Source organism: Ethanoligenens sp., from assembly GCF_047718355.1.
Taxonomy (GTDB): Bacteria; Bacillota; Clostridia; order Oscillospirales; family Ethanoligenentaceae; genus Ethanoligenens.
In genome coordinates this window covers 1-17,752 of record NZ_JBDNLG010000060.1, presented here as the reverse complement: position 1 = coordinate 17,752, position 17,752 = coordinate 1, and the positions used below count along the sequence as shown (strand labels likewise).

Sequence of the window (17,752 nt, the reverse complement as noted above, 5' to 3'; positions counted from 1 at the left end):
CCGGAGGACCCGCCGCCGGAGCTGCTCGCCCCACCTCCAGTTCCACCCCCACCTCCGCTGTCCGAAGAAGATGAGCCTCCTGCACTCGATGAGGAGACACTGCCGGCAGAGGAAGACGTACTGCCTTTATTGGGATACGCGCCGGGCGAACTGCCTGCATCGTTGTAAATGTTGCCACCCGGCGTGTACTTCCGGTGGATAAGGGTCGGCATGAAAATCATGTCGCTCTTCGTTGAAATCCTTTCCATCACTTCCCCAAGCTGCATATCCATGATTTTAGAATTATAAATTTCATTGAGCGCCACCTGTTCCAAATTCTTTGCCGTGATGACGCCATTGGCATTTTTCGCTGTGAGAATATCGGCCGCGCGGCCTTCCGCCATGAACACGCGCTGCCCCATGCGCAGCTCGTGGTTACGCGAAAAAAAGTCCATGAGTGGCGTAAGCCCCTTACGGCAGACCGCAGAACCAATCACAAGTACGCGCTCATTGGAATAATACAGCCGTTTACCCGTCTGCACGGTGGCGTTTCGGGAACAATCGAACAGGTTCGAACCGCTGGTCTGCAAAATGTCGACCGCCTCGCCGCCCGCTCCGGTTTGCATCTGAAAAATCTGATAGGTCGCCTGATATTCCCCATCTGGGAGCAGGTCCACCCCCAACCCTTCCACGATATCCATATCTTTCAGTTCTCTGGATGTCGTACATCCTGTAAGCGCCACCATGGCGCTCAATGATACAGCCAACATCAATTTAGGCCATCCCATGTTCCGCTCTCCTTCCGCGCACGATACAGTCTCCTATCAAAAGAACCAGCGGCAAAACAATCGTGACGAACAGGTTAATGGCCGCCCAATACCAATTGAGGGTGATTGCATGGGCCAAAGCCTCATTGCCCTGCAAAATATAGACCGCCACCGTATTCAAGAGGCCAACGATAATCACTCTGACTGTCCTGTGCTTGTTGAACCCCATTTTTTCCAGGCATTGCACCTGCAAACAGGTGAACAGGGCAACGGTCAACACCGTATTCAACATCCATGACATGGCGTAAAGCGGATCAAGCCGGTCAAACGCACTTACGGACGATTGTGCCGCGAGAGACTGTAACGGGAACATCTGATTGGCGCCGAATGGCCCCAGCACCACAACGCACAGTGTGAAAAGCACAAACACCATCAAGAATGTAAGCAGGTTCCACTTTGCGAAAACTTTGCCCAGCCGCACGCCGCTTTTGAGAAACGGCGCGCAGAAAGCCAACGCGACAATCTGCATGTCCTGATTGAACTGAGAAAGCAACTCGTGCAAAAATATACCGGGGCCATTAAAGAACAACGGGAACAGAAAACGGGCCCCAATGGATGGTCGGACAGACGGAATCAGCGTAACAACGAGAACAATCATAACCAAGGCATAGATGGCAAAAATGATTGTGCCAAAGCGCATGATGCTCTCAAATCCTTTGCACACCATATAGACCGTGATAGCCAGAAGCGGGAGCATAATGGCATATGTTTTGGCCTCTGACACAACTGCATCCACATAGTAATTTCGAAACACGATCTGCGTGAGTACCGCGTTGCATCCAAAAAAGAGAAAATAGACGATCCCTGTCACGGCACCCGCGCCACGGCCAAAAATATTGACTGCGCATTCCACCGGGTCTTTTCCTCGATGCCGCTTTAGAAGTGCAAGCAGCGGGAGGGCGATCACAAAGTTCATCGCAAAAGCGACCAGAACAGCCGGAAGGATATCCTGTATGGAGCGACCCGCGTGCAACGCAAGAAAATGCACCGTGGAATATAACAAGTGGGTAATCACCAACGCGGCAATGACCTGTCCCGGTGACACATAGCTCTGTTTTTCCATACCGTCTCCCCTTATTACTGCGTATTCGAGCCGGTATAATCCTGTGCCCGATGCGCTTTCCTGTTCAAAACATTCCAGGGTGCACGGAAGATTGTGTCCCGCACGGCAAACAGGTCAAACGGAGCCAAAGGCGCCATATACGGTATATCGTACGCCTTGTTGCCGCACATCATCACCAGGAAAAAGGACGAGCCAATCACAATGCCATAAAAACCCGCCATCCCCGCCAACAGGATAAACGCAAACCGCATGATGATGCTCGGTTCATACAAAGTTGGCACCACAAGGGAAGTCGTTGCCGTAAGCGAGACGACGATGACCATCGGCGCGCCGATCAACCCGGCCGATACGGCCGCCTGCCCGATCAGGAACGCACCCACGATATTGAGTGCCGAACCAAGCTGCCTGGGCGCGCGCAGCCCCGCCTCCCGCAGCACCTCATAAATCACCTGCATGAAAAGAGCCTCAAAAACGAGAGAGAACGGCGTGTTTTGTTCAGACTGCGCCAGCGTGAACAAAAGCTGCGTGGGCAGCAGTTCCTGATGGAAACTGCCGACCGCCACATACATTCCGGGCAAAAAAACCGAGATATAAAACGAGAGATACTTTAATATACGGGTAAATGTACCATAATAAAAACTGGTTGCGTAGTCGTCCACACTTGTGAAATTATCCGCAAACAGATGCGGTGCAAAAATAGCCATGGGGGTTCCATCCACGAGAATGCCCACCCGTCCTTCACTGAGCTTCGCGCAAAGAGTATCCGGCCGTTCTGTGTACCCCACTGTGGAAAACAAGGTGATTTTTTCCTCAAAAAACGGCTGAATCATGCCGGAGGCCAGCACCGTCTCCATATCGATGTGCTGTAGGCGATCCCTAATCTTTGACAAAACAGAATCTGCTACCGCACCCTTGATATACGCCAAACAGACCTCTGTCTTACTTTCCCGTCCCAGCACATACGTTTCAAATTTAAGATTTGTTGTTTTCATGCGGCGGCGCATCATCATAATGTTAATACGCAAAGCCTCCACAAACCCTTCACGCGAGCCACGAAGGACACGGTCAATATTGGGTTCATCGATCCCTCTGATCTTGAAGCCTTGCAGCCCAAAAACCATTGCTTTTGGATAGCCGTCGATAAGCAGCACCGCAAAACCCGACATCATCAACCAAAGCAGTTCTTCCAGGTTAAACACTTCGCGCTGGTCGGTGGAGGAAAGCACATAATCACGTACCCATGTATAAAACGGTTCTCCTTCTGCGAGTCCCGCTGGTCTCTCTGCCTTGGCTAACGGAACGAGCACGCTCTCGGACAATACCATTTTATCAACCATGTTGTCGATATACATCATTTCACAGGGGTGTCCGCAAAACACCAGCTTTTTATGAACATAGTCGGCGGTATCCGCCAAACTTCCATTAAAATATACCATATTGTCGGTCAACGACGCATATACCGGTGTGTAAGTCTGCGTCTGGTCACCAATCCCTTTGGCAGCCTGCGTCTGCCGCCAAATATTGATTTTTGTCCACCAATCTTTTAGCATTCCGTCCGCCTTTCCGGCAAATCCCTGCCCACGTTCTCTTAGATGGTATAACCATCCAAATGGAATTTTATGCACGGCGGCACGACAGAAAAACCGGCCTCCCAATCATGGGAAGCCGGTTTCTTGCATCAAGGTCCAAATGGTACGGGCGGTTTAAAACGCCAGTTGATCTTGGACATATTTTTTAAGTGCGTCGATTGAAATACGTTCCTGTTTCATGGAGTCCCGGTCGCGTACCGTCACGCAGCCATCACTCTGAGAGTCAAAATCGTACGTGATACAAAGCGGTGTACCAATCTCATCCTGCCTGCGATAGCGTTTCCCAATCGAACCGGAATCGTCATATTCCGTAGAAAAATATTTACTGAGTTCCTGATAGATCAGCAGCGCCGAGTCACTCAATTTTTTCGAGAGCGGCAGCACAGCGGCTTTATACGGCGCCAGCGCCGGATGCAGGTGTAGAACTGTGCGTACCTCTTTTTCGTTAACAACTTCTTCATCATACGCGTTCACCAAGAACGCCAGCGCCACGCGGTCGGCACCCAAAGACGGTTCAATGACAAAAGGCACATACCGCTCGTTGGTCTCCGGATCAAAATAATCAAGGTCTTTTCCGCTTTGCCTGATGTGGGCTTTCAAATCATAATCCGTGCGGTCGGCAATGCCCCAAAGTTCGCCCCAGCCAAACGGGAAATGAAATTCGATATCGGTGGTCGCCTTGGAGTAAAAACTCAATTCCTTTTCATCATGGTCGCGCAAACGAATGCTATCTTTTGTCAATCCCAAGGACAGCAGCCAGTTTTCACAGGTATCTTTCCAATAATGGAACCAGTCCAAATCAGTACCCGGTTTGCAAAAGAATTCCAGCTCCATTTGCTCAAACTCACGGATACGAAATGTGAAGTTGCCCGGTGTAATCTCGTTACGGAACGATTTCCCAATCTGCCCAATGCCAAAAGGCACTTTCCGGCGGGATGTGCGCTGCACGTTTAAAAAGTTGACGAAGATCCCCTGTGCGGTTTCCGGACGCAGATAGAGTTGTGCTTTGGCATCCTCCGTCACACCCTGAAACGTGCGGAACATCAGATTAAAATTGCGAATATCGGTAAAGTTGGTTGAGCCGCAGACCGGGCATTTGATACCGCGCTGCTCAATAAACTCCTGCATCTGCTCAAAACTCCAGCCATTCGGGGAAACGCCGGCCGCGTCTTCAATGAGCTTATCTGCACGGTGGCGGGTCTTGCAATCTTTGCAATCCATGAGTGGATCGGAAAAATTGCCGACATGACCGGTCGCCACCCACACCTGCGGGTTCATTAGGATGGCGCTATCCAGCCCGACATTGTAGGGGGATTCCTGAATGAATTTTTTCCACCATGCGCGCTTGACGTTGTTTTTAAACTCCACACCAAGCGGACCATAATCCCATGTATTGGCCAGACCGCCATAGATCTCCGAGCCTGCATAAATATAGCCTCTGCCTTTGCAGAGCGCCACGAGTTTTTCCATGCTTTTTTCGCTATTCGCCAGCATTCTTAAAGCCTCCAAAAAAATGTGGGCCGCCAAAGCCGCCCCGTGCACTACGCATATTCGATAACTCCATCAATCCGTTTACACGCTGCCCACCTGGTGCAACCGCAGCTTCCCCTTGTGCTGCGCGCAAGTGATTGACTTCCGCCTGTTCATACATCTTATATAGTTTAACAACCCACCGGTGCAAAGTCAAGAAAATCCTATTTTCCCGCAGTGGATTCCAGCTGCGTCACATCAAGTACCTGATCGGCTGTCAAGTTGGAAAGACTCTTGTAAATACTGATGACCACCCGACGGTTCCTTGCTTTGTTTGCGGCTGTATCATTGGGCGCGATGGGCACCGTGTCCGCCCGCCCCATAGCCGCAATCTTCTTGTCGTCTAAGCCCCTTGTAATCAATGCGCGTTCCACATTATCCGCTCTGGATGAGCTAAGATCGATATTATCTTGAAATTGTGCGTTGTGGATGGTGTCGGAGTCCGTGTGCCCTTCCACTATAATCAACGCGTAATCCACTTGCTTGAGTGCGTCCCCAATCTTCAACACCAGATTCTGCCCCGCCGGATTCATCACCGCAGAACCTGGTGCGTAAAGTGTATTATCTTTCAATGTGATTACCAGTCCCTTGGATGTTGATGATAAATCCACATTGTTTTGCAGGTTTGCCTGCGACACCATCTTTGCCACTTGATCGTACAGTGCAGACCAGTCCTGCGTCGCCGCCGACACACTGGAGGAGGTTGCCGAAGTACTCGCGCCATCATTGGTACTGGTTGTTTTCTGTGACACCGGACTTTGTTGGGCCGCCTGCTGTGACGCATTGAACCCTTTGCGAATGGATTCCGCCACTTGAGTGGCTTTTTGCACATCGGTTTTACTCATAGCATACAGAATGATGAAAAGTATAAGCAATAGGTTCATCAAGTCCGAATACGGTAACAGCCATCTTTCAGAATTATCTTTTTCCGGCGGTCTTTTCATGAACGGTTCTCCTTATAAAAACAGCGCGGACCCACCGTTGCCCACGCCATGTGACATTCCATTCCGCCCCACTGCGCGGTCAATCAGGCTTCCGTCCCCACCGGCTGCCCTTTTTCTGCTTTCGCGCTTTTTTTGCCCACTTCTCCGACCTTTGCGTACAGCCTGTCTTTCAGGCGCGAGGATGGCTCGCCGGATTGGATTGCCAGCAAGCCTTCCATCATAATCTCCTGATGTTCCGCTTCATGCATGGCCGTTACCTTCATCTGGTTGCCCAGCGGCAGCCAGACGAGATTCCCGATGCCCACGCCATACATTGTGGCAATAAAAGCGCCCGCAATCTCCGTGCCGATATGACTGGTGTCGCTGCCCATATGCCCCAGCACTGTTGTCATACCCATAACCGTGCCCAAAACACCCATTGTCGGGGATGTGCCGCCCATTCCCTCTAATACTTTTGCGGCATCTTCAACTTTTTTGAAATTGGCTTCAATCTCGTTGTTGAGCAGCTGCTTAAGAAATTCCGGGTCAGCGCCGTCGGCAATATATCCAAGTCCTTTTTTAATGAAAGGGTCCTTGATCTTATCCGCTTCGCTCTCCAGCGAGAGCAGGCCGTCGCGCCGGGCTTTGTTGGCGACCTCACACATCATCTCAATCAATTGGGGATAATCGTGCTTTTTCTGAAACATCATAGCTTTGAACGCACCGGGGATTTTTTTGATATTGCTAATAGGAAAGCTGATGAACGCGGTGCCAATCGTGCCGCCAACCACGATCATAAAAGCCGGCAGCTTCAACAGGTTTGCAAGCGCCCCGCCCTCACTGACAAAACCGAACAGAACCCCGCCAAATGCAATAACCAGACCAATCAATAACGTGATGTTCATAAAAAGCTCCAATCCGCCGTTTCGCTTGGGATCGTGTGCGAAACCCCGACGGCGTTCTATACAATCTTTTAAACTTTTTCAAGCGGCAAATCCACCGGCCGGTTCTCCAGCGCATACTGGTAAAGGCTATGCTGATCGCTCTGACAAGCAGCGCGCCAAGCCGCATTTACCGTTTCCGGTCCATCAGCTGCCCCTGCGATAAATTCAGCTGATGGCTCTCATATCGGAGCAGGCCCTTCACTTTCGCTTCATACTGTCCAATATCTTTTTGGTACTGTGCCAGAAGTGCCTGCGCATCCGCACAGACCTGTTTGTCCAGCGCCATAGCCCGCACAAGCAACGCTTTGTCCGCCAACGAAATATCAGTACCCGGAAGCGCCAACCGCTCCAGGCAAGCCTGCCTTTTTTCAATTGCCAGACCCAAAAGCGTCATATCCTCGCGGCGAATCGCTTCTGCCATCTGCTCCGTGGTATCCCACACAATGCTGCAATCGGTTTGTTTCATGACTTAACACCTGCACAGACATACAGCACTGCCGGCGGACTACCCGCCCCCATGCAGTTACGCCTGAATCTTTTTGTAATTTTTTACGGCCTGTTCCCAAGTGTCACGCAATTCGCCCAACATACCGGCCACAACATCCAGTGCCGCCTTATCCTTGGCAAGGTTCGCTTTGAAGAGCTTTTTCTGCATGTATGCATAAAGAGTGTGCAGCTGCTGTGCAATTTCAAACTGCATATCCAACGCACCATCGAGCCCGGCTAATATCTTCTGCGCTTTTAAGACGCTGTTGTTTGCCTGTTCATAATTTTTTCCATCGATATATGCCTGCGCGCGCTTAAGCGAAAGGGACGCATCCCCATAGCAACGACCCACCAGTTCATACTGGCTGCTCGTTTCCAGCGCCTGATTTTTATAATACTGATATGGATTAAATGCCATTGTTTTCAACTCCCGCTACTGCTTGACAAAGAAGCCAATACCCCGCTCTGGGAATTCATTTTTGCCATAAAGGATTCCAACGTGGAAAATTTCGCATACAGCGCATTCTTTTTGTCGGTCATTTTTGTGTTAAGGGCTGTGATTTGGCTGTTCATGTCTGTAATCTGATCGTAAATTGAATTCAGCTGGTTTCCGTCAGAAGAGCTGCCCAGCAAAGAGATCAGCTGGCCCTGCACGCTGGACGTACTGCCGGTGGTCGTGTAATCGTTGATAATATCCTGTAAGCGGTAAGCAAGCCCTTCTGAATTTTTGCGAAAAGTCTGGCGGTTTTCCGTGGTACCATTCGCCGTTGTCACCGTTGCGGTGTCATTGATGACATAGGGCGAATTGGATTGCATCGTGAACAGATCCTGCACCTGCTGCGGATTGGTTTGCAGCATACTCACCAACGTATCAGTGCTCCCATTATCAAAGGTCAACTGGCCGGGGGTTGAGTCGTCGTCACCCGTGTCCACAGTGCTCTCACGAATGCCCAGATTGGCAAGTGAAATCGTTGTGCCGTCGGACGTGGTTACGGAAGCGCTGATCATATCACGCAGTTGCTGCTGCAAACCATTCAAGGTATCGTCATTGAACAGGACGCCCGCCGACGCTTTTGCGTTCCAATTGGCAATATCCGTATCGGACATGCTGCTCTTCTGCGAATCGGTCAAAGGTTTGTAGTCCGCATCCGGTTTGGTGTTGGTGTAGGTGGTGATTGTGGCAAGCAGCACATTGTACGCCGTTACAAAACCTTGGACACTCTTGACCGCTGTACTGGTATCCTGCGTAAACGAGATTTTCGCCGTCGTCGCGCCGGAGACTGTGCCGTTGATGGTATAATTCACATTATCCAGCGTGAATGAATTGGAACTGCGCGCCATCCGTGTGTTCCCGCCGTCTATGGAAAAGAGCGCGTCCTGTCCGCCGGTGACACCGGTGACGGCATTGCCCTGCATCGCTGCCGTCGTTTCGCCTGAGGCCTGTGCAGCGGAGAAGCCCAGTGCTCCCAAAAACGCTGTGCTGATGTCGTTGGACGTTGTCGGGTCAGTCGCCGCTCCGCTCCCCAAAGAAAAGTTAGACGCTGCACCGGAGCTTGAGGCTGTCGCCGTCATTGCTCCCGTCGTGGAAGAATAGGCAAGTGTAACGCCCGTACCCGCCGCGTTGATTGTCTGGAGCGCCTTGAAAATGGAATCGCTCCCATTTAAGGTCACCGATTGACCGTTGATTTGCACACTGTATTGGGAACTGCTGTCCAGTGTCACGCCTGCATTAGACAGCAGTTGTGCAACCGTCAGATTGCGATTGAGGCGGTTGTTGGCAGCCGACGTACTTCCGGTCAAAGCATTCAGCCCCGTCGTGTTCGTAGTGATGTTGCCGGTGCTATCCGTGGTTGTCAGTCCAGATACGGTGAATGCTGTGTTGTAGGTTGTGCTGTTCCCTGACGCATCCGTATATGCGCCGGGAGAAAACACCGCATAGCCGCTGCTGTTCAGACTGACGGTTACCCGCGGACCATTTGCACTCGCTGCGCTGCTGTCCCATCCAAAAGCGCTGTTGATCTCGCCTTGCAGCGCTTTTGCCACGTCTCCGCCGTTGGTCGAAACATCACTGGCTGTCAGCGTAATTGATTTCGTCACGCCGTCCACTGTGAAGTTGAATGCGTTCCCCTCAAGAGCCGTCACATTTGAGGAATTAGTCAGATCCACCTGCCCTGTGATCACATTATTGGCAGATGAGGTGGTAATGGCTGCGGTTGTTGCGTTCTGGTATACAGTCATGCTTCTGGGGGTACCGGTAGCGCCTTGCTGTGCCACCGCCGTAACGGCGGGATTGTCGCTGGACGCCATATAGGTTTGCAGCGCATTGTTGCCGGTAATGCTGCCGGAACCGGAAAGCGCCAAGTATGCGCTGTTGAATGTATTGAGCGCGGTCACCACTGTCTGGTAATCGGTCTGCTGCCATTGCAGGGTCTGTTTTTTCTGGTTGGCCTGATCGATCTGCTGCTGCACATCGGTGGTCATGCCCGTAACCATGCTGTCCACGTCCAGTCCCGACGCCAATCCAAAAATATGCCCGTTGTAAATATTGGTCGTACTGGAACTGGAGTTGGAGTTGGAGCTGCTGCTCGGAGATGTCAAACCGGAAATAGTGGACATATAAACCTCACACTCCTTTCAAACGATACCATATGGAACATGGCAAACCTGACGGAGAACAACCGTTCCAATATTGTGTCGATCCTAAAACATCAATGGTGTACATGCCTGTGCACTGGCTGGCACGCCAACCAAATGCAGGCTAAATTTTTCTATCTAAGCGACCGCCCGCCGCCGTCTGCATCGCATCCACCAGCTTGACCATTTTTTCCGAAGGGATCTCATCCAGCACCTTACCCGTCTCGGTATCTACAATTTGAAGAATCACCGTGTGCGGCTGTTCAAGAATCGTATACTGGATATGGCGCTGGTTCTGCTGCGCGGCGCGGTTGAGATGGTCCAGTTGTTCCTCAACCCGTTTGGTCGCACGTCGCCCGGCATTGTTTTGCCCTTCTGTCCCGTTGTCGTCCGTATTGCTTTTTTTCTGCCCGTAAATTTCGGTGTTTACGGCAGGCGTTCCGGCAACAACCGGTGGTTGCGGAACATCAGTCACTTGCAGGGAATGAATGTTGTCGATCTGCATGGCGGTCATCCTCTCCTAATTGCACTACCTACTTTATCGTCCGAAAACCGCAGCTCTTTAGTGCCATATCGAGGAAAACGCGATTACAATCTAAATTTTTTCTAAAACATTCAATTTCAGACACATATCTGGAAATTTTGTCAGCATTTCGGCCTTTCCCGCAGGAACCGCAGTAGTTCGTTCGAAATCGAAGAGAGAGCTGTCTGCTTGGCAACGGCTCCAATGTTGTACGCAACCATAGGCATTCCATACACCACACAGCTCTTTTCATCCTGCCCAATGGTGTATGCGCCCTGTTGCCGCATGTGCAGCAATCCATTGGCGCCATCGCCCCCCATACCGGTCAGAATGATTCCCACCGCCTGTTTACCCGCTTTTTCCGCAACCGAGTCAAACAGCACTTCCACTGATGGCGCGTGTCCATTGACTTTCTCCGCCTCAAAAACGCGCACCGCATAACTTCCCCTCTCCTTGACCAGCTTCATTTGGAAGCCGCCGGGTGCAATCAGGGCTTTGCCCGGCACGACCGCATCGCCATTTTTGGCTTCCGCTACTTCCAGTTTACAAATATTGTTCAGCCGCTCGGCATACATGCGGGTAAAGACCGGCGGCATATGCTGCACAATAACGATGCCGGGCAGGTCGCGCGGCAAATCACGGACAACCTCCAGAATCGCCTCGGTGCCCCCCGTGGACGCACCGATGGCAATAACCCAATCTTTATTCGCACATGCTTGGTTGGATGAAACCAATTCACTTTTTTTATATTGGCCAACTTTCGCGGTGGAGGCGATCTTGATCTTAATAATCATCTGTTGGATAAAGATCTGCACACTGCCGCCCTGCGATGCATTCGGCTTACCGACAAAATCCACCGCGCCCGCGTCCAACGCATCAAAAATGGATGCGCTCGCGCTGGTCACCATAACCGTCGGCAGCGGATGCTCCGCCATAATCTGACGTAAAAACGCCACGCCGCTCACACGCGGCATCTCGTTGTCCAACGTCATTACATCCGGTTCCAGCTCCATAATCTTGTCGCGTGCGGAAAAGGCATCCTGTGCCGTACCCACGACCTCGATGGATGGGTCCTGTGAGATGCCACGCACCATCACCTCCCGGAACATAATGGAATCGTCCACAACCAACACGCGAATCTTACGTTTAAGTCCCATTCTATTCATCCCTCCGGTAGACTGCGGGCATGACATATTGGAACGGCGTCGCCCCCCGCTCGATAGATTCCGAATGCCCGATGAAAAGATATCCGCCCTTTTCGAGGCACTGGTAGAACTTGTTGACCAGTGCAATTTTTGTGTCGCGTTCAAAATAAATCATCACGTTGCGGCAGAAAATCACATGAAACTTTTGGCGAAACGGAAAAATCGCCGTCATCAAATTGAATGGCTGGAACAAAACATCCCGTCGAACCGCCTCTTTGACATGCATCCCTTTTTCCATTTTTTCAAAATATCGCATTTTCCATAGAGCGGGCATGTTGTTTACTGATTCGACCGGGTACACGCCTTCTTTTGCAATTGCCATGGCCCGCTCTGAAATATCAGTTGCAAGCAACTGCGTATTCCAAGCCGGCAGCCGCCCCGCAAAGCGGTCTTTCAAAATCATTTGCAATGTATAAGGTTCCTCGCCAGTGGAACAGCCTGCGCACCAGACGCGCGCATGGCGGGCAGTTTCTGTTGATTCTATATGCGGCAGAACCGTATCGCGAAAATAATCAAAATGATTGGATTCCCGCATGAAGTAGGTGTGGTTTGTAGTCAGCCGATTGAGCAGCGTCGTAATCTCCTGCCCCGAGCCATCAGCGAAAACCGCATTCAAATAAGTATGAAAGTCCGCAAACCCTCTCTCGGTGATCATATTGCTGAGCCGTCCCTCGATCAGCACTTTCTTTTTGGAAAGATTGATCCCGTATTTCTGCCGCATATAGCCGGTCAATCGTTCAAAATCCGCCTGTCCAATTGTAAGCAAATGATAGATTCCCCTCTCTCCAGTCATTTCCATGCAGCCCCTGTGTCCCGCAGCCAAAGCGCAAGCCGCGGCAGGCGATAAAAGAAAAGCCCGGAACACCTGTCGGCGCCGTGGCTTTTCCAACACACTATTGTGCCGCGTTGTTGATAGCGTCCAAGTCATCGTCCGAAATCAGCTTTTTGCAGTCGAGCAGCAGGACAACCGATGTATCCACTTTGCCGATTCCCTTGATATACCGGTTCTGGAAGCCGGTCTTATAGCTCGGCGGAGGCACAATATTTTCGTCGTTTATATTCATGACTTCGGCCACGCTGTCCACAATCAGTCCAAGCAGGATTTCTTCAATATCAATGACAATGATGCAGGTACGGTCTGTATAGCCGATTGGTTCTTTTTTAAATTTCAATCGCATGTCGATCACCGGAATGACCTTGCCGCGCAGATTAATAATGCCCTTTACATAATCCGGCACTTCAGGGACAAACGTAATCGGCTGGATGCCGATGATCTCGGTCACAAATTTAATCTCAATGCCGAATGTTTCCTTGCCCAGTTCAAATGTCAGATATTTGCCGCGCTGGGTGTCTTCTTCGCCTGCAACCGTCAGTTGCTGTTCCATATCTTCCATTGCACTGGCTCCCTCTGTTAAACAAAATGTTTCCAAACCGTCAACCAATCACACGGTCGATCAGCCCTTTGGCGTTCAAAATCAAACTGATGCTGCCGTCCCCAAGAATCGTGCAGCCTTCGATCCCGGAATCCTTTGTATGGCACCGGATGAGATATTGCGGCAGCGGTTTGACAACCACTTGCTGTTCTCCCAAGAGCTCGTCGGCGAAAACACAGGCCGCCTGGTTTTCCCCTTCCACCATGATGAGGATGCCCTCATGCAGTTGGCCGACCTTAGGCGTGATGCCAAATAATTTATGTAATCGAATAATGGGGTAAACATTGCCGCGAATCATAATCATTTCATTGTTGTCGTTATCATACAGGATGCTGCCCTCTTTGGGACGGAACGATTCTTTGATGGATACAGTGGGCAGCGTGTAAATGTTGCCGCCGACCGAAAGCTCCATTGCGTCCGCGATGGCAAGGGTCAGGGGGATGACAATGGTCATCGTGGTGCCTTCGCCTTTGATGCTCTTAATGGAAATGCTGCCGCCGACTTCCTCTATATTCTGCTTGACCACATCCATACCTACACCGCGCCCGGAAAACTCTGTCACCTTTTCGTTGGTAGAAAAACCGGGAAGCATGATCAGTGAAAAAATTTCACGGTCGGTCATGTCTTTTACCGGCTTGGTGAGCAGACCGTTGGCCTGCGCCTTGCGGATGATTTTTTCCTTATCAAGCCCAGCACCGTCATCCGAAACAGAGATTTTCACATCCCCACCCGCATCCTGTGCAGAAAGCGTGATGCGCGCCTTCCGCGGTTTACCGGCCGCGACGCGTTCCTCTTCCTCCTCAACGCCATGATCCATGGCGTTGCGAATCAAATGCATCAACGGGTCAGAAAGGTGGTCGATGATGTTTTTATCGACTTCAGTATCTTCCCCTACTGTGACAAACTCCACGTCCTTGCCCAGCTTGCGGCTCATGTCGCGCACGATGCGCTGCATCTTGCGGAACGTGCCGCCGATAGGCACCATGCGGATAGACATCACGATATCCTGCAACTCGTCAGTCAGTTTACGCAATTGGCGCGAGGCTTTATGGAAGTTGCCGAGCTCCAGCCCCGCAAGGTCCGGGTTCTTAGTCACCATAGACTCGGAAATCACCAGCTCGCCCACAAGGTTCATCAACATGTCCAATTTATTGACATTCACGCTGATGAGATTGAGCTTTGCGCCCTTGTTGGCTTCCGGCTGCTGGGTAGCCGGGTGGTTTTTTGTCATTTGCTGCGATGTGGGCTGCTGCTTTTCTTCCGGTTGGGCAGCGGTCTCTTCCTGCGGTACGGATGACTTTGCTTCAGCCGCCTCCGGTTCGCCCGCAGCGCACACATCCTCGTCATAAGAATCGACTGCCAGCAGTTCATACGACTTTAAGTACAAGGATTCGTCAAAAACAGAGCGGATTTTTTCTTCCGTCTCCGCCGTGGTAAAGAAGGCATCGAACCCGTGCTTTAAAATGACTTCGGACGATGTGCCAAGCAAATCTGCCGGATTGGTATACAGCTCCGCCGTACATTCCGAAAGGTTGCGCACAATGGTAAACGCCCGCAGGTTTTCCATCTGCCCGCCTTCTTCAAAGACCAGATGCGCCGCGTATTTTTTCCCGTTTTCCTCTTCCGGGCGGGTCGAAACGGATGCCGAAGACTCTGCTTCAGACGTCTGCACTTCGGCGGCGGCCGCTTCCGTAACCGATGCAGCGGAAACAGCAGGCTCCATCTCTTTTACAGACGATGCCTTTCCGGAAATCTGATCCAGATACTCTTTAATATTCTGCTCAATCTCCGATGCATCACCGTCTTCGTTCTGCCCGTTTTCGATCTTGGCCACTTCCGCTTTAATAAAGTCAGCGCCGGCAAGCACCAAATCACAAACAGTAGAAATATCAAGGTGTTCCGGATGGTTCTCACGAATATAAAAAAACAGATCCTCCACCGCGTGGGCCAAGGTAGAAATGCCATTGAACGCCATCATGGCGGAAGATCCTTTGATTGTGTGCATGATACGGAAAATCTCATTGATATTCTCCGTGGAAAGGCCGCCGTCCTTTTCCGTATCCAACATGATATCTTCTAATTGATCGAGCAGCTGGTTTTCCTCATAGATATACATTTCCAGCATGGAACCCATTCCATTGTCGTCCATATTCCGTCCCCTTTACCATTCTTGCAGAAAACCATCCAGGAAAGCAACCGTGTCAGTTCGGCGCCGATACCATGGCCTGCCGGATTTGCTCGGAAAGCACTGCGTCCCCGCAACGTTCCAACGCCTGCTGATAATACGCCCGGGCTTGTACATGCAGACCCATGCGTTTATAAATATCACCCGCATTGTAAGCAAGATCCACATCATCAGGAAACCGAGACAGTCCTGCTTCTACGGTCAAAACCGCCTGCTCGTCCTGCCCCAGGCAATAATGTGCAACCGCAGTCAAGGAATACCATGCCGCATCCGGCTCCGCAAGCTCGCGCAGCATGTCCAAGGACGCGCGAGCAACCATAAATTTCCCTTGTTCAATTTGTTTTGTCACACGTGCCTGCTCACCGGGCATATCCGGGCGCTTGTCCGCTCGAAAAGCACGCAGCCGTTCTACAATCAAATCCAGCATCGCATCCGCATCCGGCTCTGTGTAGCCCCATGCCTTTGCCAAACGAATCCGGTCTTCCGCTTCACCGATACGGCCCATACGGTACGTATAGTATCCGCGCAGAAACAATGTATCGGGTGTCCGAGGGGCATAGTGGATTGCAATCAACGCTTCTGGATATTCACAAAGATCCTCAAGTGCCAATGCAAAATTCTTTGCCATTTCTTGATCCATTTTGGTCACCGCGAGGCGTGCCAGCGCATCCGCTTGTTTCCGGCCTTTGATTCGGTCAATTTCCGCCACAAGGCCCGCCAATTTTGGCACCCACTCCGGCTCGATTTCGAAAGCATCCTCTTCCAGCAGAATCCGGCTGTATGGCGGCGCTACGCGCAGTGCCTGCTCCGTATAGTCCGCATCTTGTGCCAACCGCGCACAGAGCAGCGCCCGCATGGCGGTATTTTCCTCATGGTCAAGCTGATAACGCACAAGGAACAGCGCGGCTGCTTCGCGGTACTGTCCTTGTCCCGCCTTGATAAATGCCGTGATGTTGGCGTCCAGTTGCTCTGAATTTTGATCCGTACGATATTTTGCATAACAAAGCAGCAGGGCCTCCGACATATAATTGACCATTAGGCCAGCCATCAGCCTCTTCATTTGTCCATCGTTCAGCGAGCGGATGATACCCTTTAAAAATACCTGCACATCCTCCGGTTTCTGCTGCTTGAGTAAATAAAAGAAACGTGTGGAAGCAATGTTAGAACCCGGTTGTTTGAGACCCTCCAGATAAAAATCAAATGCGTTGCCAAGATCTCCGATACCCTCACAGCAAAGGCCACGCAGACAGGCAAGATTTCCTCCCTGGACTTTTGCTGAATTCATTTCTAGATCATCGTAGCTTTCCGCCAGCTGTTCAGCTTGACGCAGTTTATCCAAAGCCTGCTTAAATAAATGCTTGCGTGTAAACAAATGGCCCTGACAGCATAACGCATCCGGATGCTGGGGGAAATCGCTTGCCAGCCGTTCAACCCATTTTTCTTCTTCCTGATAGGAGAATGGGTTGTCCTTCTGTAAAATATGGATTAGGTTTAAATACGCTTTTACTTGAAGACCAGTCACCTGCACATGATATGTATTTTTATCTTGAAAATAAAGAAGGGCTTCTTCTTTTGCACGAACATAATCATTCATAGAAAAATAGGAATCACATAAATAGAGGTGAAGCACACATTGTTTGGCGGGATCTGCTTCTTTCTCTAATTGCCTCTCTAACAGCGCAACATTGCGCTGACCCTTTTGGACATTTAAATCGGAGGAATAACCCGTGTGATACAAAAAGAACCAGCTTTCATGAACAGTCAGCGGAGAAAGCGGGGCGCCATCGAGCGTCTGTAGACTTTCATGAATCGGATACCGATAGCGAAGGCCCCTTTGAAAAAGACGGATTTGAAAAACCTCCGCCCGTGATTCTCCGGTGACCCGATCAATATTTTTCATACGGCAGCCCACGCAGTTATTGCCACGCTGTTCCGCAATCGTAATGGCCTCTCTCAGCCGCTTACCGCAATCCGGACAAAAGTACTCATCCGCATCCAAAAACACGATCCAATCTCCATTTGCCTGATCGAGGGCAAAGTTTTTGGCCGCCGCAAAATCGTCACACCAGTCAAAATGCAATACCGTTGCACCGCATTGCTCAGCAATGCGCACGGTGCCATCGGTGGAGCCAGTGTCCACCACAATGATCTCATCAACAAAATCCCGATAGCTATCCAAACTGCGGGCAATATTATCTTCTTCGTTTTTTGCAATCGTACAAGCCGATATCTTAAAAGGGCGTGTTGCCCGAACATGTGCTTTCATATTTTCACCCTACTGTATGATAGCATAATTTGCAGAGAAAATCAGCTATAAACCTATGAAAACGATATAATTTCATACAACCATCATAGAAAAAAGGGCGGGGCTTAAGGCCCGCCCTTTTAAAAACAAAATTGTTCTTATGATTTGAGAAGAGAAAGCATCCCC

14 protein-coding genes and 1 pseudogene are annotated in these 17,752 nt (G+C 50.8%); all 15 read right to left on the bottom strand.

Features of this window, described 5'->3' with window-relative positions:
• A pseudogene (locus ABF463_RS09775) lies at window positions 1-767 on the bottom strand (hypothetical protein); the annotation flags it as partial.
• On the bottom strand, window positions 754-1,869 hold the full coding sequence (locus ABF463_RS09770) for a GerAB/ArcD/ProY family transporter (protein WP_415533434.1): 1,116 nt from the start codon (window positions 1,867-1,869) through the stop codon (window positions 754-756). The pseudogene ABF463_RS09775 and the gene ABF463_RS09770, both read right to left, overlap by 14 nt.
• Before the next feature lie 14 nt (window positions 1,870-1,883).
• Window positions 1,884-3,419: a spore germination protein gene (locus ABF463_RS09765; protein WP_415533433.1), complete on the bottom strand. Its 1,536-nt coding sequence runs from the start codon at window positions 3,417-3,419 to the stop codon at window positions 1,884-1,886.
• A gap of 153 nt (window positions 3,420-3,572) precedes the next feature.
• A complete protein-coding gene (locus tag ABF463_RS09760; protein WP_415533432.1) occupies window positions 3,573-4,952 on the bottom strand; it encodes a glycine--tRNA ligase in 1,380 nt (459 codons plus the stop codon).
• A 200-nt stretch (window positions 4,953-5,152) separates the two neighbouring features.
• A complete protein-coding gene (locus ABF463_RS09755) occupies window positions 5,153-5,932 on the bottom strand; it encodes a flagellar motor protein MotB (RefSeq protein WP_415533430.1) in 780 nt (259 codons plus the stop codon).
• 83 nt (window positions 5,933-6,015) lie between these two features.
• On the bottom strand, window positions 6,016-6,816 hold the full coding sequence (locus tag ABF463_RS09750; protein WP_415533429.1) for a motility protein A: 801 nt from the start codon (window positions 6,814-6,816) through the stop codon (window positions 6,016-6,018).
• 166 nt (window positions 6,817-6,982) lie between these two features.
• On the bottom strand, window positions 6,983-7,321 hold the full coding sequence (locus tag ABF463_RS09745; RefSeq protein ID WP_415533428.1) for a hypothetical protein: 339 nt from the start codon (window positions 7,319-7,321) through the stop codon (window positions 6,983-6,985).
• Window positions 7,322-7,378: 57 nt separating this feature from the next.
• The gene (gene fliS, locus ABF463_RS09740) at window positions 7,379-7,759 is read right to left on the bottom strand and encodes a flagellar export chaperone FliS (RefSeq protein ID WP_415533427.1); all 381 of its coding nucleotides are present in this window, start codon (window positions 7,757-7,759) and stop codon (window positions 7,379-7,381) included.
• Window positions 7,760-7,764: 5 nt separating this feature from the next.
• The gene (gene fliD, locus ABF463_RS09735) at window positions 7,765-9,957 is read right to left on the bottom strand and encodes a flagellar filament capping protein FliD (protein WP_415533426.1); all 2,193 of its coding nucleotides are present in this window, start codon (window positions 9,955-9,957) and stop codon (window positions 7,765-7,767) included.
• A gap of 142 nt (window positions 9,958-10,099) precedes the next feature.
• Window positions 10,100-10,480 carry a flagellar protein FlaG gene (locus ABF463_RS09730; RefSeq protein ID WP_415533425.1) on the bottom strand — a complete coding sequence of 127 codons (381 nt, stop codon included), beginning with the start codon at window positions 10,478-10,480 and terminating at the stop codon, window positions 10,100-10,102.
• 140 nt (window positions 10,481-10,620) lie between these two features.
• The gene (locus tag ABF463_RS09725) at window positions 10,621-11,655 is read right to left on the bottom strand and encodes a protein-glutamate methylesterase/protein-glutamine glutaminase (RefSeq protein ID WP_415533424.1); all 1,035 of its coding nucleotides are present in this window, start codon (window positions 11,653-11,655) and stop codon (window positions 10,621-10,623) included.
• A gap of 1 nt (window position 11,656) precedes the next feature.
• Window positions 11,657-12,496, bottom strand: coding sequence for a CheR family methyltransferase (locus ABF463_RS09720; protein ID WP_415533423.1), 840 nt, complete (start codon window positions 12,494-12,496; stop codon window positions 11,657-11,659).
• Between the two features lie 100 nt (window positions 12,497-12,596).
• Window positions 12,597-13,097 (bottom strand): chemotaxis protein CheW, encoded by a 501-nt coding sequence (locus tag ABF463_RS09715; protein ID WP_415533422.1) that lies wholly within the window; start codon window positions 13,095-13,097, stop codon window positions 12,597-12,599.
• Window positions 13,098-13,137: 40 nt separating this feature from the next.
• Window positions 13,138-15,285, bottom strand: a complete 2,148-nt coding sequence (locus ABF463_RS09710) for a chemotaxis protein CheW (protein ID WP_415533421.1) — start codon at window positions 15,283-15,285, stop codon at window positions 13,138-13,140.
• A 52-nt stretch (window positions 15,286-15,337) separates the two neighbouring features.
• Entirely contained in the window at window positions 15,338-17,587 is a 2,250-nt protein-coding gene (locus ABF463_RS09705) for a glycosyltransferase (RefSeq protein ID WP_415533420.1), read from the bottom strand.
• Window positions 17,588-17,752: the final 165 nt, after the last annotated feature.